Consider the following 18,997-nt stretch of genomic DNA (forward strand, 5'->3'; position numbering starts at 1 on the left):
TAGTTATACTGCGTTGGCGTCATGTCATTCAAAATACTTAAGGTTTCAGATGCAGTCAGGAATTTATAAAGAAAAAATCCAATAAAAAAGCGACCACATCGGTCGCTTTTTTATAAAGATAGATGACAGATTAATGTGGCCATTGACCCAAAGTTACGCGATCATTCCCGCCATAATCTTTAACCGTGCGGACTTGCTTATAACCCGCCTGTTTAAATAGATGTTGTACGGCGTCTGCCTGATTATAACCATGCTCAAGCACCACCCAACCATTCACGGTCAAATGCTTCTTGGCTTGCAGAATAATCATTTCAATATCGGCCAGCCCCTTTTTATCTGCCACCAGCGCACGTTCCGGTTCAGTCGCCAAATTCTGCATATGCACATCATCAGGGTCGATATAGGGTGGATTCGATACAATGGCATCAAAGAATTGACGGCCAAATGGTTTCAACCATGAACCTAGAACGAATTCTACATTCTCAATATCATGTTGTTCCGCATTATATTTCGCCACCTCAAGCGTAGGCTCGTAGATATCGGAAGCCGTTACTGTCCAGTTAGAACGTTCAGATGCCAGTGATAAGGCAATTGCGCCAGTACCTGTACCCAAATCTACCACACGGGCATCATCAGGCAGATCCAATTTCAACACAGTCTCAACCAGTACTTCAGTATCCGGACGTGGCACCAAGGTATCTTTGGTCACTTTGAGGTCCAAAGTCCAGAATGGCTGTGAACCAGTGACATAAGCCAAAGGCTCGCCAGCAGCAATACGCGCCAACCCGTCTTTATAAGCTTGTTCCTGCTCAGAGGTTAATTCCTGATCCTTTTTCATCAGCAGATCAAATGAATCAATCTTGGTGATGTGTTCCAGTAACCAGGCATTTTCCTGACGTTCGTAACTTTCAGCTTCGCCGCGCAAAGCCAAGGCTTGTAAAATATTCATTATCCACCATTCTGCTGTGCAAGCATGGCTAACTGATCCGCCTGATATTCGCGATGCAGGCTATCCAGCAATTCAGTCAAATCACCTTCCATCACGGCATCCAGCTTGTATAAAGTCAGGTTAATGCGGTGATCGGTCATACGACCTTGCGGATAGTTATAAGTACGGATACGTTCTGAACGATCACCCGATCCCACCAGGTCACGACGCATTTCCGAGGTTGCTGCATCTGCTGCTGCACGTTTGGCATTTTCCAAACGTGATACCAGCAGTGCCATCGCTTTGGCCTTGTTCTTATGCTGTGAACGTTCTTCCTGACATTCCACTACGGTGCCGGTTGGAATGTGGGTAATACGTACTGCAGAATCGGTTTTGTTAACGTGCTGACCGCCTGCACCTGAAGCACGATACGTATCAATCCGCAAATCGGATGAATTGATTTCGACCGAGGTATCAACATCAATTTCAGGAAGAATCGCAACGGTACATGCTGATGTATGCACTCGGCCTTGTGATTCGGTCGCCGGTACACGCTGTACACGATGCGCACCACTTTCGAATTTTAAACGACCGTAAACACCGTCACCATTAATCAGGCAGATGACTTCTTTATAGCCGCCATGTTCGCCTTCATTTTCAGAGAGGATTTCAATACGCCAGCCTTGGTTTTCTGCATATTTACTATACATACGGAATAAATCGCCCGAGAAAATCGCTGCTTCATCGCCACCTGTTCCGGCACGAATCTCAAGATAAGCCGAGTTGGCATCATTCGGATCTTTCGGAATCATCAGGATGTTTAAGTCTGCTTCAAGCGATTCAATTAAAGCTTTATTCTCTTTAATTTCTTCCTGTGCCATTTCCTTAAAGTCCGGATCTGACAGCATGGCCTGAGCTGTTTCAATGTCTTCTTCAGCCTGTCTGTACTTGGTCCAGACATTGGTGATTTCTGTTAAGTCATTATGCTCACGTGACAATTGACGGAAGCGCTTATTATCAGAAATGACTTCTACATCAGCCAGCAATGCGGTCAATTCTTCATGGCGGTCAGAGAGTTGGTCTAATCGTAAACGTAACGATTCTTTCATTTTCTAAAAAATCTCAAACATAGGCTGCGACTAAAAACCGATTTAGCACAGCGAAATCAAAAAATTGCGCCTAGTTTAACGACTCTGGCTTCTAATGAACATCATTATTGAGTAAGTCAGCGTTGCTATCATTCGTGCTCTACAGCATTTGTTAACAAATATGATTAAAAACAGTGGAATTGCTTTTTTTATAGTCGATCTTATTCTTATTTCTTGCCGATTTTACAATTCGCCAAATAAAGCAGGGAATTATGAAGAAACATCTTCATATTGTTTTGGGCATGATTTGTTACATTTTCCGCATCGAAATAATTACAGTCCTGTTGATGGACACGGAGTGATGACATGAAACTCAACGCACTTTTAATGAGTACAGTTTTAGCTGCTGGTTCAATGATGACCGTAAACGCACATGCCGACAGTACAGCGCGTGTTGCAGCAGCAAGTGCTTTAGGTAGTGTTGCAGGTACAGCATTAGGTAAAAACATGGGCGGTAACACCGGCGCAACCATTGGTGCTGCTTTAGGTGGTGCTGGCGGTGCAGCAGTTGCAAGCAGCAAGAAAAACCGTACTGAATCTGCCATTGGTGGTGCCCTAGGTGGCGGTGCCGGTTATACCGTAGGTAAAAATATGGGCGGTACTAACGGTGGTTATATCGGTTCAGCCTTAGGTGCTGCCGGTGGTGCGGCACTGGGTAACAAGATTGCCAAAGATAAAGCAGTGGAAAAACGCTCTAAACACTGGAAAAAACGTCACCGTTAATTTGCGCTCAGGCAGTTTAGACCAGACACTACATTTAACATGAAAAGCACCTTTTGGTGCTTTTTTTTATTACTGTTTCATAACATGAAATTTCAAGTAATACATGGAATTATCCTGTCCACATCATGAATCAATTAAGGAGATAAAAATCACAATTCGCCAACATTGCCTCCATGCTGTTTGGCGCTTGCTAGATTAAATTTATCTCATCAACAAAATATAGCTAGATATATAAAAGGTGTCCTCATGAACTATAAATCTCTAATGATCGCTGTCGTAGCAACCTCAGCCATGGGTATGACAGCTGCCAATGCAGGCAATACAACCAATACAGCTTTAGCTTCTGCTTTGGGTGGTGTCGTTGGTGCCGCAGTAGGCAATAAAATGGGCGGTACTACTGGTGCAACAATCGGTTCAGCGATTGGTGGTGGTGCGGGTGCCGCAGTAGCAGCAAATAAACGTGACCGTAATGGTGCGATTATCGGTGGTGCTTTAGGTGGCGGTGCAGGTTATGCAGTTGGCCGAAACATGGCAGGCACCAACGGTGGTTATATCGGTGCGGCACTGGGTTCAGCAGGTGGCTCAGCTTTAGGTAAGAAAGTCAGCGAAGACCGTCGTTATGATGACCGCAGCGAACGTCGCTATAACTCTTCTCGTAACTACCGTTATAACGATTATCGCTATAACAACCGTCGTCGTTAAGATTCTCCCCCCCTTATTCTTTCCTCCTTTATAAGCATCTTCGGATGCTTATTTTTTTGCCTTTATTTTTTATCTTTATCTTTTGGTTTACACTTATATCGATTTTTTTCGATATACAAACGCCTTCTAAAGTCGTATGCTTTTAGAGATGTCTATTTAAGAGTAATACTATGCGTACGCTTAACGATACCCAGTTCTCTATACTCGAACTGGTTCCTGTTCGTGACGACAAGAGCATTCAATTCGCGCTGAACCATGCGCTGGAACTTGCCCAAACAGCAGAAAAATTGGGTTATCGCCGGATGTGGCTGGCAGAACATCATAATATGGATGGCATTGCCAGTTCAGCAACCGCAGTTCTCTTAGGCTATTTATTGGCGAATACCAAAACCTTAACTTTAGGCTCTGGCGGAATTATGCTGCCGAATCATGCTCCACTAGTAGTGGCAGAACAGTTCGGCACCTTGGCAACGCTCTATCCAGATCGTATTGAACTGGGTCTGGGCCGTGCTCCCGGTACCGACCAAATGACCATGCGTGCCCTGCGTCGTGGCCGTCAGGAAACCGAAGACCAATTCCCGCAGGATGTTCTGGAAATTCTGCAATATTTTAAAGATCCAATTCCAGGACAGCGTATTGTAGCAACGCCAGGTCAAAGCACGCATGTACCCGTATGGCTTTTAGGTTCCAGCCTGTTTAGTGCACAACTGGCGGCAAAACTTGGTCTACCTTATTCCTTTGCTTCGCATTTTGCCCCGCGTATGCTGGGTCAGGCCATTCAGCTGTATCGTGACAATTTCGAACCGTCTGAATATCTCGATCGTCCCTATGTTTCCATGGGCGTACCGATCTGTGTCGCAGATACCGATGAAGAAGCACAATATCTAGCGACTAGTGCCTATCAGCGGGTTTTATCACTGATTCGTGGGCAAAGCCTGAAACTTAAAGCCCCAATTGATTTGATGGAAGGCCTGTGGTCACCTCCAGAAAAAATGTCAGTTGATAATTTCTTTGCCATGGCTCAGGTCGGTTCCAAAGAAACCGTTAAAGCCGGTCTGGCATCGCTTTTAGCCAAATATGACGTGGATGAGTTTATCTTTACTTGCGACATCTATGACACTGACAAACGCCTACATAACTTTGAGCTGTTGATGCAAATTAAAAATGGTCAGTAAATAAGAGTTGCATCTACCTATTCTCAGCAATGGGTAGATGTTTTTAATATTTAAAGATAAATGACCAAAAGAAATATCTCAGTAAAAGCATTTCTATCGACCTCCTCCATTAAAAAACTTCTTCCCTAAACGAACACTTCACTTCTTTTCCTTCATCCATCTCAGCAAGTTAAAAGTCATTCCTTTTGGATCGCATGTAAATCTATTCAGTCTTCAATAAAGTCAGATTTTATATCGACTACACCATTAAACTGCTTCTTCTTTGACAAATAACTCAACTTTATTTCCTTCGTCGATCTCGTCAAGTTAAAAGTCATTCCTTTTGGATCGCATGTAAATCTATTCAGTCTTCAATAAAATCAGATTTTATATTTTGCTCAAATAGATGACTGTCTAAGTTAAATTTTTCACTTTACCCTGGCTTGAGTTTTTGTTTATATCTCATACAAAGAAAATTAATTATTAAATAAATTCAAGGAATTCTAATGTCTACCAAGCAGGATCCACACGCTGGTATTTTTGAAAATCGCCCCGAACATTTTCAGCAGTTTAATGGAATTAAAGTGCCCTCTTCCGAACTGTTAGAATTGGATTATGCAGATAAAGATATTGCTATTATTGGCACAGATCAGTTTACCGTGAGCCAGCTGGATAAAATCAGTCAACATGCCCGTTCGGTAAAAGTTTTCCAGATTAATCCTGCTTTTGTACTGCCCGGTTCCGACCGAATTCTGCAACGAATTATTAATCACCCATTGATTGGTAAAAATCGCCGCTTATTTAACAACCGCATTAAAAGCTTGCTTTCTCTGCGGTTTTTAGAAAATCAGGTGCAGAATTTGTGGCTAAGACGCCAGTTAATGCCAAATCTTGCATCTTCCCGTAAAATTTATCTGAAATCAGATCATTATTATGCTGCCCTACAACGTGAAAATTGCCAGCTGATTACCTGGCCGATTCTAAAAATTTCGGAAAATACGATTCATTGCATCAATGGTGAACAGCATCCCGTGGATATCATTATTCATACTTATTCAGCAGAAAAATAACTCGTACTGACAAGTAAAGATAAGGAATTAATGAGCTGATAATGAGATTCTGATTTACGCGCCAAGAACCAACATGATGATTTATTCAACAAAATGAACAAAGAAGACCCTCTTATATTTTAAAGTATGATAGTTGGTATTTCGTTGGTATTATAAAACTCATACATTATTTCGATTAATCAGTGCTTACTTGTAATTTTTAGCTATAAATCAAAGCCAAACCGAAGTTTGGCTCTGGTTGGTTTCTTAACCGATTCGACGTTTTAAACCGGTCATCTGCAACACACGTGTTGAGATTTCCTCAATCGACATTTCAGAGACATTCAGGTACTTGATGCCTTCCGAAATATAAATCCCTTCAATCGCACGTAACTCCATCTGACACTGACTAAAGCTGGCATAACGGCTATTCGCCTTACGCTCAGAACGAATGGCTACCAGGCGTTCCGCATCAATCATCAGGCCAAACAGCTTGTTTTTATGCGGTCGCAGCACGGCTGGCAGGCGGTTATCGTCCAAATCTTCTTCAGTTAGCGGATAGTTTGCTACACGAATACCGAACTGCAAAGACAGATAAATAGAGGTCGGAGTTTTACCTGAACGCGATACACCAATCAGGATCAGGTCAGCTTTATCATAATGACGGGTACGTGCGCCGTCGTCATTGTCTAAAGCAAAATGCACTGCATCAATACGAGCTTTATAGGACTCAGAGTCGGTCACCGCGTGGGTCTGCCCGACTAAAGTTGTAGGAATCGTGCCTAATTCATCAGCCAATTTGCTAATAAGCCCTTCAAATACATCGAGATTTACTGCATTTGCAGTATTAATAATGTCGCGCACATAGGGATCAACTAGGGTATCAAATACCAGCGGTTTTTCACCGTCGATTTGAGCTCTTGCATTGATCTCTGCCACCACATTTGTAGCCGCTTCTTCGGAACTAATGTAAGGGATAATATGAATGTCAAATTTCACATGCGGAAACTGCGCTAACAGCGAGTGTCCAAGGGTTTCAGCGGTGATGGCGGTACCATCTGAAATAAAGAAAACACTACGCTGAATTTGTTTACCTTCCGACATTAAAATTCTCCTCCAACATTTGTCTTAGTGCTATATAATCTTTATAGTAAACCGATCTTACATGACTGTCGCTTAGTAAAATCAAAAACCTAGATGATTTGCTATACTCTCATGCCGAGATAGTGATTAATACTGCAAAAGTGGAGTAACAACTTTGGAAGCGCGCGTAATTGGTCTGGAAAAATTAGGGAAGCACGACGTTGAGCTGGTCGGTGGGAAAAACTCATCACTAGGCGAAATGATCAGCCACTTATCAAATGCTGGTGTATCTGTGCCAGGTGGTTTCGCAACGACTGCCGATGCCTACCGTGAATTTCTCGAGCAAAGTGGCCTAAACGCTAAAATCAATGCAGAGCTTGCTGCACTCAATGTTGATGATGTAAATGCACTTGCTGAAACTGGCGCAAAAATTCGTCAATGGATTGTGGATACTCCACTTACGCCTGCATTAGAACAAGAAGTTCGTACAGCATTTGCAGAACTTTCTAACGGCAACCCTGACATCGCGGTTGCCGTTCGTTCTTCTGCAACCGCAGAAGATTTGCCGGATGCTTCTTTTGCCGGCCAGCAAGAAACTTTCCTGAACATTCGTGGTATTGATAACGTTCTGATCGCAATCAAAGAAGTATTTGCATCTTTGTACAACGACCGCGCCATCTCTTACCGTGTACACCAAAACTTTGCCCATGATGTAGTTGCGCTGTCTGCTGGTGTACAACGCATGGTTCGTTCAGAAACTGGCGCTGCAGGTGTGATGTTTACGCTAGATACTGAATCAGGCTTCCGTGATGCAGTATTCATTACTGCATCTTATGGTTTGGGTGAAATGGTCGTTCAAGGTGCAGTTAACCCGGACGAATTCTATATTTCTAAACCGCTTTTAAATGCAGGCCGACACGCGATCCTTCGTCGCAACCTGGGTTCTAAGCACCAGAAAATGATTTATGGTGAAGAAGCATCTGCAGGTAAATCTGTCGTTGTCGTGGATGTGGAAAAAGCTGAACGCCAACAGTTCGCTTTAAACGACCAGGAATTACAAGAACTTGCTAAACAAGCGCTGATCATTGAAAACCACTACGGTGCACCAATGGACATCGAGTGGGCAAAAGATGGCGATGATGGCAAGATTTATATCGTTCAGGCGCGTCCTGAAACTGTAAAAAGCCGTGAAAATGTCGGCACCATGGAACGCTACCTGTTGAAACAACGTGGCACTGTAATTTGTGAAGGTCGTTCAATCGGTCAACGCATTGGTTCTGGTAAAGTCCGCATCGTAACGTCTATTAAAGAAATGGACAAAGTACAAGATGGTGATGTTCTTGTATCTGATATGACTGACCCGGATTGGGAACCAGTCATGAAACGTGCAGCTGCGATTGTAACAAACCGTGGTGGTCGTACTTGTCACGCTGCAATCATTGCACGTGAGCTTGGTGTTCCTGCAATCGTTGGTTGTGGTAATGCAACTGAAGTTCTTGTAGACGGTCAGGAAGTGACTGTGTCTTGTGCCGAAGGTGATACTGGCTTTATCTATGAAGGCGCACTAGATTTTGAAATTCAAAAGAATTCAATTGAGTCTATGCCTGCTCTTCCATTTAAAGTCATGATGAACGTGGGTAACCCGGACCGTGCATTTGACTTTGCTCAAATTCCAAACGCAGGTATTGGTCTGGCGCGTCTTGAATTCATTATTAACCGTATGATTGGTGTTCACCCGAAAGCATTGATCAATATTGACAGCCTTCCACGTGAAACACGTGCAGCAGTCATGGCGCGTACTGCAGGTTATGCATCTCCAATCGAATTCTATGTAGAGAAACTGGTTGAAGGGATCTCGACACTTGCTGCTGCATTTGCAGACAAGCCAGTCATTGTTCGTATGTCAGACTTTAAGTCTAACGAATATGCAAACTTGATCGGTGGTAAGTTATACGAGCCAGAAGAAGAAAACCCGATGCTAGGTTTCCGTGGTGCAAGTCGCTACGTTTCTGATAACTTCCGTGATTGTTTCGAACTTGAATGTCGTGCATTGAAAAAGGCACGTGATGAAATGGGTTTAACCAATATCCAGATCATGATTCCATTTGTTCGTACTGTTGCTGAAGCGAAACGTGTCATTGAACTTCTTGCATTAAATGGTCTTAAGCGCGGTGAAAATGGCCTTAAAGTGATCATGATGTGTGAACTTCCAACCAATGCTTTATTGGCAGATCAGTTCCTTGAACATTTCGATGGTTTCTCTATTGGTTCAAACGACTTGACACAATTAACACTTGGTCTTGACCGTGACTCTGGTATTGTCTCTCACCTATTTGATGAGCGCGACCCTGCGGTTAAAGCGTTGCTTTCTCTTGCAATTCAAGCATGCCGTAAAGCTGGCAAATATGTAGGCATTTGTGGTCAAGGTCCTTCTGATCACCCAGATCTTGCACAATGGTTAATGGAACAAGGTATCGACTCTGTATCTTTAAACCCAGACTCGGTACTTGAAACTTGGTTCTTCTTGGCTGAAGAAAAAGTGCAAAAAGCATAAGCAATTTTGAATAAAAAAGACCCTTTGATAGGGTCTTTTTTATGAGACAGCTATTATGATTTATTGTTTGAAAATTAATAACTAAAGTCCCAATCACAAGCTAAACAATTGAATTTATAAAAATAATTAAAAAAAAGCTTATCAACACATGAAAACTGTAATGACAAACAAATACCAACAGTAAAGTCATATCAAAATGGCAATAATAATGAATAACCATTGGATGTTCGGGAAGATATTTTTAAGAATGGTGATCCTTGCAATTTTGTATGGGCGCATTTTTAATAAGAAATATGATTGAAAATCCTTAATTAATCTATATCTTACGATGAGAGAATGTTTGTTTTCAAAACAGAATTCAATACAATCTTGTTCAAAGCTATTATCAGTTCACATTTATATATTGAGATTCAGTCTATATGCAGATTTACTTGGCACGAAACAATCAACAAGCTGGTCCATATACGCTCGAGCAATTGAATCAGATGCTGGCGAATCAACAAGTCATGCTGACTGACCTGGCATGGCATCAAGGCATGACCGAGTGGAAAGCCTTAGGTGAACTTACCCAAGGAAAATCGGTATATCAACCCGAAGGTTATGTCGCTCCAGCAGTCACACCTGAAACGCCGGTATTCCAGAATAGCCAACCAACGACTTCGGCCTACTCACAGCCTCATACTCAAACAGCAACTCAAAAAAATGAACTTGCCAGTATTCCAAGCCGTATCCTGGCCAAAATTGTAGACGTATTACTGTGGCTACCAGCAACCTTCATTTTGACTGCTTTTTTTACGCCTGAACAGGAAACCCGGTTTGCTCAACTGAATGAAGAATTCATGAATGTTGTGCTGAGTAGCGATGCAGATCCTGCAATGGCTCAGCAATTACAGACTCAAATGTTTGAGATGTTTTCTCAGCAGGCGTGGCTTGCCACAGCGGTCTATTTGATTATCATGCTGGCCATTCAAGCCTTTCTGATTGCCAAATCAGGCCAAAGTATTGGTAAAAAGCTCACGAAAATCAAAATTGTAGATGTAGAATCAGGTGAAAAGACCAGCCTGTTGCGCGCCTTTACTATTCGTAGCGTATTTTTCATATTTTTAAATATTGTATTTATGCCACTGAGTTTAATTATTGACTGGGCCTTCGGATTGGGCAAAAAACGTCAAACCTTGCACGATAAACTCGCAAAAACGCAAGTTGTGAAACAATAGTGCAGGAATACACAAAATGGGATGAATATCATCCCATTTTGATTACAGAACTTTGAAATTGAAATAAAATTCCCATAAATCCTCCCCAATCCAGACCAGCAAAATCGGTTTTTATTACAGGCATTTAAAGCGCCCTAGATATAGCTTAGTTCGTGAATCTCAGGCATAATGCCCTACAACGTAGCGGTGTATTGTGATTAATAGGATGTTTTGTAAAATTCAGCCTTTTTTGTCATGTGCACTTTAATCGCTATCCCATATTAAATTAGGGAATGGGACTCTTCACCGAGGTTGTAAAATGAGACAAACGATTTTAGCTGTATTGTCTTTATCTGCGATGACTGCACTCTTGACCGGGTGTGGTGGTGATATGGTACTTCTGAACTCTAAAGGTCCAGTTGCAGCAGGTCAAAGTAACCTGATGATGACTGCGATTTACTTAATGCTTTTGGTGGTTATTCCATCAATCATCATGGCATTATGGTTCGGTTGGAAATATCGTGCATCGAATAAAGACGCAGACTATAAACCTACATGGGCACACTCTACTGCGATTGAAATTGTGGTATGGGGTATCCCTGTCATTATTATTGGTATTTTAGCTTGGTTAACTTGGTGGGGTTCCCACAAGTATGACCCATACCGTCCAATTGAAGCAGATAAAGCACCTTTAACTGTTCAGGTTATTGCTGAGCAATTTAAATGGATCTTCATCTATCCTGAGCAAGGCATTGCAACTGTTAACGAATTACGTTTCCCAGAGCAAACTCCGGTAAGCCTTCGTTTAACCTCTAACTTCACGATGAACTCGTTCTTCATCCCGGCGTTAAGTGGTCAGATTTATGCAATGGCAGGTATGCAAACTCACCTTAACTTCTTAGCTGATGAAACTAGTCCAGCTGAAGGTTATCGTGGTTTCTCTTCAAACTATTCAGGCTATGGCTTCTCACAAATGCGCTTCCGTGCACATTCTGTGACTGATGCTCAATTCGCTGAATGGATTTCTGCTGTTCAGGCAGGAAACGGTACTTCAGTTAACCCTAATGCAGTACAAAAAACTGTTCTAGACCAAGCTGAATTTGCAACTTTACGTGACGGCAACCGTGGTAAACACCAGATCGAAGCGATTATTGCAAAAGCTGAAACTCCTGAAGAGAAGGCTGCTGCTGAAGCAATGAAGCCTTACCCTACTAAGCCACATCCTGTGACTTACTACTCTTCTGTAGAGCAAGGTTTGTTTGAATCTGTGATTCACAAGTATATGAGTAACTATCACGGTGCTGATCATTCAGCTCCTGTAGAAGCTGCAGCGACTGATGCTGTTGCTCACGAAGCGGCTGCTTCTGAAGCTCATGTAGCTGGTGAACATGCGACTGCTTCTCAAGGAGAATAAGACATGAGCTTCTTAGGTAAGTTAGGTCCAGATGCAATTCCTTACGATCCAATCGTATTGGCAACTGTTGCAATGATGATCCTGGGTGGTATCGCAGTTTTTGCTGGTATTACCTACTTCAAAAAATGGGGCTACCTGTGGAACGAATGGTTCACATCTGTAGACCATAAAAAAATTGGTATCATGTATATCTTCGTATCTGTGATCATGCTTCTGCGTGGTTTCGCCGATGCGATCATGATGCGTCTTCAGCAGTTCCTTGCAAAAGGTGGCGGCGAAGGTTATCTACACCCTGAGCATTACGACCAGATCTTTACCGCGCATGGCGTGATCATGATCTTCTTCGTGGCAATGGGTCTTGTAGTTGGTTTAATGAACATCTCTGTACCGCTTCAAATCGGTGCACGTGACGTTGCATTCCCATTATTGAACTCTTTAAGCTTCTGGTTATTCGCCGGCGCTGCGGGTCTGATGATGGTTTCACTTGCGTTAGGTGAATTCGCTGCAACAGGTTGGATGGCATACCCTCCACTGTCTGGTATCGAATACTCTCCAGGCGTAGGTATGGACTACTATATCTGGGCACTGCAAATTTCAGGTCTAGGTACGCTATTAACGGGTGTTAACTTCTTCGTTACCATCATCAAAATGCGTGCGCCTGGCATGAAACTTATGGAAATGCCAATCTTTACCTGGACATCTTTATGTACAGCAGTATTGATTATTGCGGCGTTCCCAGTGTTGACTGCAACAATTGCAATGTTAACGCTTGACCGTTACTTTGGTTTCCACTTCTTCACCAATGACTTGGGCGGTAGTCCAATGTTGTACGTGAACTTGATTTGGACTTGGGGTCACCCAGAAGTATACATTCTGATTTTACCAGCATTTGGTATTTACTCAGAAGTTGTTGCGACTTTCTCGCGCAAAGCATTGTTCGGTTACAAATCAATGGTGTATGCAACAGTAGCAATCACAGTATTGTCATTCGTTGTATGGGTTCACCACTTCTTTACCATGGGTGCAGGTGCCAACGTTAACGCGTTCTTCGGTATCATGACCATGATTATTGCGATTCCTACAGGTGTGAAGATCTTCTCTTGGTTGTTCACCATGTACAAGGGTCGTATTGTTTTCACCACTCCAATGCTATGGACACTAGGCTTCCTGGTAACTTTCGGTATCGGTGGTTTAACAGGTGTATTGATGGCAGTTCCACCAGCGGACTTCCTGGTACACAACTCTTTATTCCTGATTGCTCACTTCCATAACGTAATTATTGGTGGTGTGGTATTCGGTATGTTCGCAGGTATCATCTTCTACTGGCCGAAAATGTTCGGTTGGAGACTGAATGAGACTTGGGGTAAAGCAGCGTTCTGGTTCTGGTTCTTCGGTTTCTATTTTGCATTCATGCCACTTTATATCCTTGGTTTCATGGGTATGACACGTCGTTTGAATACATTTGACAACCCAGAATGGGACCCGTATGTAGATATCGCGATGTTTGGTGCGGTTCTGGTTGCACTAGGTATTCTATGTTTCATCATGCAAATCGTGGTTGGTTTCCTACAACGTGACCAACGTCTAGATTTGACTGGCGATCCATGGGATGGTCGTACCCTTGAATGGGCGACATCTTCTCCTGCTCCGTTCTATAACTTTGCTCATCTTCCAAAGATCAATGGTATTGATACTTTCTGGATCGAGAAAGAAAATGGTGTTGCGTATGCAAAACCAACGAAGTACGAAGATATCCACATGCCGACTAACCGTGCTGCCGGTTTCGTTATCGCGATGTTCATCACTGTTATGGGCTTCGGTTTAATCTGGCACATCTGGTGGTTAGTAGTTGTTACGTTCATTGCTTCTATCATTAGCTTCATCGTGTCTTCTTTCACCAAGAAAGTGGATTACTATGTTCCAGCTGCTGAAGTTGAACGTATTGAAAACGAACGCTATGCGATTCTTGAAAAACACTTGAAGAAGGACTAAGACAATGGCTGAAGTACTTCATCACGATAACCACGGACACGATGAGCATCATCATCACGATGATACTGACATCACCGTCTTTGGTTTCTGGACTTACTTGATGAGTGACCTTGTCCTGTTCGGTACACTCTTCATTGCGTTCGCTGTTTTGAGTAGCCACATTCCTGTGGGTACTCCAAGTGCGAGAGACCTGTTTGGCGACTCTTTAGGTTTCGTTCTTACTGAAACCTTCGCCCTCTTGATCTCTTCTGTAACCTTTGGTTTTGCAGTTCTTGCTGCATACAAAAAAGACGTTGCAAAAGTACTAACTTGGTTAGCGATTACTTGGGTATTCGGTGCTATCTTCATCGGCATGGAACTATATGAGTTCAATCACCTAGTTCATGCTGGTCACGGTCCAAGCACAAGTGCGTTCTTATCTGCGTTCTTTACTTTGGTAGGTACGCACGGTATTCACGTAACTTCTGGTCTGGTCTGGATGATCGTGCTTATGGTTCAAATCAAGAAATATGGTTTGACTCTTGCAAACACGCGTCGTCTAGCTTGCCTAAGCTTGTTCTGGCACTTCCTTGACATCGTTTGGATCTGTGTATTCAGCGTAGTTTACTTGATGGGAGTTCTGTAATGAGTCACGATCATAACGCTGCTGGCGAATCACACGGTAACGTTAAGCAATATACTGTTGGCTTCATCCTTTCTGTCATCCTTACCGTAATTCCATTCGGTATGGTGATGGCAGGCGGTTTTGGCCGTGGTATCTTGATTACTGTCATCGCGATTACTGCGGTTGCTCAGATTCTTGTGCAGTTAATTTACTTCCTGCATATGAACTCTTCTTCAGAGCAACGCTGGAACGTGATTGCATTCGTGTATACCATCTTAACTATCGCTATTCTTTTAGTGGGTTCTGTATGGATCATGAATTACCTACACTACAACATGATGATCTAAACTGGTCGTCATGCTGAAAAAGTATTTATTCCTGACTAAGCCAGGAATTCTCTTCGGTAACTTTGTTACCACTTTGGGTGGCTACTTCGTAGCCACCCAAGGTTCTGTAGATTTCCTTCTCCTGCTTATTACCCTTCTCGGTACTACGCTTGTCGTAGCATCAGGATGTGTGGTCAACAACGTGATTGACCAGGACATCGACCAAAAAATGCAGCGCACCCAAAACCGTGCTCTGGTCACCAAAACCATTTCCGAACCTGTTGCCTTGGCCTTTGCCCTGGTATTAGGCATCGCTGGTTTTAGTCTTTTATGGTTCTGGGTAAATGCGTACGCTTTCTTATTCGCGGTGATTGGTTTTGTCGTATATGTTGGTTTCTACAGCCTATGGACAAAACGAACCACAATTCATCAAACTGTTGTAGGCAGTATTTCTGGTGCAGCTCCGCCTGTCATTGGTTATACCGCAGTGGCCAATCAATTTGACCTCGGTGCGTTACTGATCTTTTTAGGTTATGCGCTATGGCAAATGCCTCACTCATGGGCGATTGCGATTTACCGTTTTGATGATTACAAAAATGCAGGCATTCCGATCTTGCCTGTGGCACGTTCGATTCATCGTACCAAGATTGAATCACTGGTTTATGTGGTGTTATTCACGCTGACCATGAATGCGTTATTTGTCTTTGGTTATGCCAACTGGTTCTATGCAGTGATTTTAAACTTACTGTGCATTTACTGGTTGTATATCGGTGTCATTGGATTTAAAGCTGAAAATGATCAACTTTGGGCAAAGAAATATTTCTTGTTCTCGGTGATCCTGATTACTGTCATTAGTATTATCTTTAGCTTTACCTCAACTGCGCCATCTACACAGATTGTATTTTTTTAAAAAGATAGAGTTAGTCTCTATCTTTTTTTATTTTGATTTCTCTTAATCCCCTACTTCCAATAGTTGTAGAGCAGAATCAAAAATTCGGCTTTATAAAGCTAAACCTCGATCTTCCTGATCGCTTAGAAAATTCAATCTTTCTGATTCCAGACTCCGATCCTTCAGTTTTCTAGATTTTCTGGCCTGATAAGTAAAGCTTGATCTTCGCAACAATACATGTGCTGAATTTAACCAGTCCAAATTTGCTTAAAGCCAAAGTCAGGTTCTGATGATCGATCTGGTTATAGAGATAATTTCGCAAAAATGTCTTATTTGGTTGAAATTATCCCTAAAGATCACTACAATTCCCCCTTCGCAAACACTGCGACACAACTTTGGTTGTGACTCCTTGCTTCAATTTACTTAAATTGGGGCTGTCCAAACCGTAAGGAGCTGACAATGCGTCATTACGAAATCGTACTTTTAGTACACCCTGATCAAAGCGATCAAGTAGTTGGTATGGTAGAACGCTACCTAACTCACATCAAAGAAGCTGAAGGTCAAATTCACCGTCTTGAAGACTGGGGCCGTCGTCAATTGGCTTACCCAATCAACAAGATCCACAAAGCTCACTACATTCTTATGAATGTTGAGTGTGGTCAAACTACTCTTGATGAGCTTGAAGAATTGTTCCGTTATAACGACGCAATCATTCGTAGCCTTATCATTCGTCGTGAAAACGCTATCACTGAAGAGTCACTATTGGCGAAGAGTGCTGAAGAAAAACGTGCGCGTAAAGCTCAACGTGAAGAAGCACAACACGCTCAAGACTCTGCTGAAGCTTAAGGAGAACATAACATGGCACGTTTTTACCGTCGTCGCAAGTTCTGCCGCTTTACAGCTGAGAACGTTACGTACATCGACTACAAAGATATCGACACTTTAAAACAGTACATTACTGAAAACGGCAAGATTGTTCCTAGCCGTATTACAGGTACTAAAGCTCGTTACCAACGTCAATTAGCGTTAGCTATCAAACAAGCTCGCTACTTGTCTTTGATCCCTTACACTGACAATCATAAGTGAGGTTGAGCTGTGGATATTATCTTATTACAACGCATTAAAAACCTAGGTAAACTAGGCGATAAAGTTTCAGTTAAAGCTGGTTACGGCCGTAACTTCCTTATCCCTCAAGGTAAGGCTGTTGCTGCAACTGAAGCAAACACTGCTGCTTTTGAAGCTCGTCGTGCTGAACTTGAGAAAGAAGAAGCTGCTATCTTGGCTGCTGCTCAAGCACGTGCTGACCAATTGAACGAAGTGAACATCGTTATCACTGCGAAAGCTGGTGATGAAGGTAAACTATTCGGTTCTATCGGTACTCGTGACATCGCTGACGCGTTGACAAATGCTGGTCTAGAAGTAGACCGTGCTGAAGTACGTCTTCCAAATGGCGCGCTTCGTCACACTGGCGAATTTAACATCGCAATCCAATTGCACCATGATGTTACTGCAGAAGTTCTAGTTACTATCGTAGCTGAGTAATTTCTCGCCTCAAAAAGAGCATGCGAAAGCATGCTCTTTTTTTATCTCTAAAAAATATAATCTAGCCAACACTGTCAAATTCATTTTATTATTCGTGTTTACAAAAAATTGCACTTCGCATTTTTGATCAGAGCGCGTATCATTTCATCTCGTAGTGAATAAACGCTATTCATCTCCGACGATATTTAACCATTGTATTTAAAATCAGGGATTTATATGTCACAGGCGAATGCCAGCAAAAAGGTAGCTACTGCTAAACCGGAAATTGTTACTGAAAATAGCAATCTCAAGGAGTTCCGTACTCCACCTCACAATTTAGCAATTGAACAGGCTGTACTTGCTGCCCTTATGACTGTGGCTGAATCTTTTGAGCAGGTCGGTGATGTGCTGACCGAAAATGATTTTTATGCCACCCGACACAAATATATCTTCCGTGCCATTGAGCAGCTCTCTAAAGAAAACTCGCCTTATGATGCGGTTCTGGTGCATGACTGGCTCATCAAACAAAACTTGCTCGATGCAATTGGTGGCGAAGAATATCTGATGCAGTTAATGGCAGATTCGCCATCGAGTTTCTATAACCTGGAAACTTATGCAGGCAAAATTAAAGAATTCTCTACCCTGCGTAGTATGATTAAAGTCAGCTCTGAAATTTTACAAAATGCCTATGACACCAAAGGCCGTACTGTCAGTGAAATTCTGGATCTGGCTGAGACCAATATTTTCTCGATTGCCGAACAGCATAATAACAATGCCAAAGCGCAAGGGCCTAAGCCGATCAACTCGGTGGTCGCGGACGTATTCGACAAATTAAATGAACTGTCGCAAATGGAAGGCAGCATTACCGGTTTAACCACTGGTTTTGTGGAACTGGATAACAAAACTTCCGGCATGCAATCCGGCGACCTGATTATTGTTGCGGCGCGTCCATCCATGGGTAAAACCACCTTTGCCATGAATCTGGTCGAAAGTGTCTTATTCAATAATAATCTGCCTGCTCTGGTCTATTCAATGGAGATGCCCGCCGACTCGATCGCCATGCGTTTGATTTCCTCATTTGGTCGCGTGCATCAGGGGCATTTACGTTCTGGTAAAATGGACAGTGATGAATGGTCAAAAGTCACCAGTACCATTGTGCATTTACAAGAAAAAAATCTGTATATCGATGATTCTTCTGCGCTACCACCAACAGAATTACGTGCCCGTGCGCGTCGTATTGCCAAAATGCATGGCGGAAAGCTGGGCTGTATCATGGTCGATTACTTGCAGCTGATGAAAGTACCCGGTATGGGCGATAACCGTGTCGGCGAGATCTCGGAAATCTCCCGAAGCTTAAAAGCTTTAGCGAAGGAAATGCAATGTCCGGTAATTGCCCTGTCACAGCTCAACCGATCGCTGGAAAACCGTCCAAACAAACGTCCGGTGATGTCCGACTTGCGTGAATCCGGTGCGATTGAGCAGGATGCCGACTTGATCATGTTTATTTACCGGGATGAGGTTTATAACAAGGAATCCAAGGAAGCTGGCACCGCCGAAATTATTATCGGTAAACAACGTAATGGCCCGATTGGTACCGTGCGTCTGGCATTCGAAGGTCAATATACCCGCTTTAGTAATCTCTCACCTGAGTTCTATGCTCAGTATGATGACGAAGAGTAATCAGGCTCTCGTCATCACATTTCCATCGTCCCTC

Annotated in this window: 18 protein-coding genes; 15 read left to right on the top strand and 3 right to left on the bottom strand. The window is 42.8% G+C overall.

Features of this window, described 5'->3' with window-relative positions; genetic code table 11:
* Positions 1 to 130: 130 nt before the first annotated feature.
* Both prmC and prfA read right to left on the bottom strand, forming a co-directional pair.
* Positions 131 to 949, bottom strand: a complete 819-nt coding sequence (prmC, locus tag F891_RS09010; RefSeq protein ID WP_005263252.1) for a peptide chain release factor N(5)-glutamine methyltransferase — start codon at positions 947 to 949, stop codon at positions 131 to 133.
* Positions 949 to 2,037 (bottom strand): peptide chain release factor 1, encoded by a 1,089-nt coding sequence (gene prfA, locus F891_RS09015; RefSeq protein ID WP_004645400.1) that lies wholly within the window; start codon positions 2,035 to 2,037, stop codon positions 949 to 951. Before prfA ends, prmC begins: the two co-directional genes overlap by 1 nt.
* 345 nt (positions 2,038 to 2,382) lie before the next feature.
* Here prfA and F891_RS09020 point away from each other — a divergent pair, with 345 nt between their 5' ends.
* The 4 genes from F891_RS09020 to F891_RS09035 all read left to right on the top strand — a co-directional run bounded on the left by F891_RS09020 (position 2,383) and on the right by F891_RS09035 (position 5,725).
* Positions 2,383 to 2,799, top strand: a complete 417-nt coding sequence (locus tag F891_RS09020; protein ID WP_005263255.1) for a glycine zipper domain-containing protein — start codon at positions 2,383 to 2,385, stop codon at positions 2,797 to 2,799.
* A gap of 246 nt (positions 2,800 to 3,045) precedes the next feature.
* Positions 3,046 to 3,501: a hypothetical protein gene (locus F891_RS09025; protein WP_004278778.1), complete on the top strand. Its 456-nt coding sequence runs from the start codon at positions 3,046 to 3,048 to the stop codon at positions 3,499 to 3,501.
* Positions 3,502 to 3,671: 170 nt separating this feature from the next.
* Complete coding sequence (locus F891_RS09030) at positions 3,672 to 4,676, top strand: LLM class flavin-dependent oxidoreductase (RefSeq protein ID WP_005263257.1); 1,005 nt, start codon at positions 3,672 to 3,674, stop codon at positions 4,674 to 4,676.
* Positions 4,677 to 5,161: 485 nt separating this feature from the next.
* Positions 5,162 to 5,725 (top strand): NAD(P)/FAD-dependent oxidoreductase, encoded by a 564-nt coding sequence (locus F891_RS09035; protein WP_005263259.1) that lies wholly within the window; start codon positions 5,162 to 5,164, stop codon positions 5,723 to 5,725.
* 246 nt (positions 5,726 to 5,971) lie between these two features.
* On the opposite strand, the gene F891_RS09040 is transcribed toward F891_RS09035, so the two are convergent.
* Positions 5,972 to 6,808: a posphoenolpyruvate synthetase regulatory kinase/phosphorylase PpsR gene (locus F891_RS09040; RefSeq protein WP_004278781.1), complete on the bottom strand. Its 837-nt coding sequence runs from the start codon at positions 6,806 to 6,808 to the stop codon at positions 5,972 to 5,974.
* Positions 6,809 to 6,962: 154 nt separating this feature from the next.
* On the opposite strand from F891_RS09040, the gene ppsA reads away from it, so the two are divergent.
* The 11 genes from ppsA to dnaB all read left to right on the top strand — a co-directional run bounded on the left by ppsA (position 6,963) and on the right by dnaB (position 18,963).
* Positions 6,963 to 9,341, top strand: coding sequence for a phosphoenolpyruvate synthase (gene ppsA / locus F891_RS09045; RefSeq protein WP_004278782.1), 2,379 nt, complete (start codon positions 6,963 to 6,965; stop codon positions 9,339 to 9,341).
* 419 nt (positions 9,342 to 9,760) lie between these two features.
* Positions 9,761 to 10,558: an RDD family protein gene (locus F891_RS09050; protein WP_004278783.1), complete on the top strand. Its 798-nt coding sequence runs from the start codon at positions 9,761 to 9,763 to the stop codon at positions 10,556 to 10,558.
* A gap of 298 nt (positions 10,559 to 10,856) precedes the next feature.
* Positions 10,857 to 11,951, top strand: coding sequence for a ubiquinol oxidase subunit II (gene cyoA / locus F891_RS09055; protein ID WP_004278784.1), 1,095 nt, complete (start codon positions 10,857 to 10,859; stop codon positions 11,949 to 11,951).
* Positions 11,952 to 11,954: 3 nt separating this feature from the next.
* Positions 11,955 to 13,943, top strand: a complete 1,989-nt coding sequence (gene cyoB / locus F891_RS09060; protein WP_004278785.1) for a cytochrome o ubiquinol oxidase subunit I — start codon at positions 11,955 to 11,957, stop codon at positions 13,941 to 13,943.
* Positions 13,944 to 13,947: 4 nt separating this feature from the next.
* Complete coding sequence (gene cyoC, locus F891_RS09065) at positions 13,948 to 14,568, top strand: cytochrome o ubiquinol oxidase subunit III (RefSeq protein ID WP_004278786.1); 621 nt, start codon at positions 13,948 to 13,950, stop codon at positions 14,566 to 14,568.
* Entirely contained in the window at positions 14,568 to 14,894 is a 327-nt protein-coding gene (locus F891_RS09070) for a cytochrome o ubiquinol oxidase subunit IV (RefSeq protein WP_004645410.1), read from the top strand. Before cyoC ends, F891_RS09070 begins: the two co-directional genes overlap by 1 nt.
* Before the next feature lie 10 nt (positions 14,895 to 14,904).
* Positions 14,905 to 15,783, top strand: coding sequence for a heme o synthase (cyoE, locus tag F891_RS09075; RefSeq protein WP_004645412.1), 879 nt, complete (start codon positions 14,905 to 14,907; stop codon positions 15,781 to 15,783).
* A gap of 438 nt (positions 15,784 to 16,221) precedes the next feature.
* Positions 16,222 to 16,608 carry a 30S ribosomal protein S6 gene (gene rpsF / locus F891_RS09080; protein WP_004278789.1) on the top strand — a complete coding sequence of 129 codons (387 nt, stop codon included), beginning with the start codon at positions 16,222 to 16,224 and terminating at the stop codon, positions 16,606 to 16,608.
* Positions 16,609 to 16,620: 12 nt separating this feature from the next.
* Positions 16,621 to 16,848, top strand: a complete 228-nt coding sequence (gene rpsR, locus F891_RS09085; protein ID WP_004278792.1) for a 30S ribosomal protein S18 — start codon at positions 16,621 to 16,623, stop codon at positions 16,846 to 16,848.
* A gap of 9 nt (positions 16,849 to 16,857) precedes the next feature.
* The gene (gene rplI / locus F891_RS09090; protein WP_004278793.1) at positions 16,858 to 17,304 is read left to right on the top strand and encodes a 50S ribosomal protein L9; all 447 of its coding nucleotides are present in this window, start codon (positions 16,858 to 16,860) and stop codon (positions 17,302 to 17,304) included.
* Positions 17,305 to 17,520: 216 nt separating this feature from the next.
* Entirely contained in the window at positions 17,521 to 18,963 is a 1,443-nt protein-coding gene (dnaB, locus tag F891_RS09095; RefSeq protein WP_005247269.1) for a replicative DNA helicase, read from the top strand.
* Positions 18,964 to 18,997 lie beyond the last annotated feature (34 nt).

The sequence above is a fragment of the Acinetobacter sp. CIP 101966 genome, from assembly GCF_000369725.1.
In the GTDB taxonomy this organism is placed as follows: Bacteria; Pseudomonadota; Gammaproteobacteria; order Pseudomonadales; family Moraxellaceae; genus Acinetobacter; species Acinetobacter lwoffii_Q.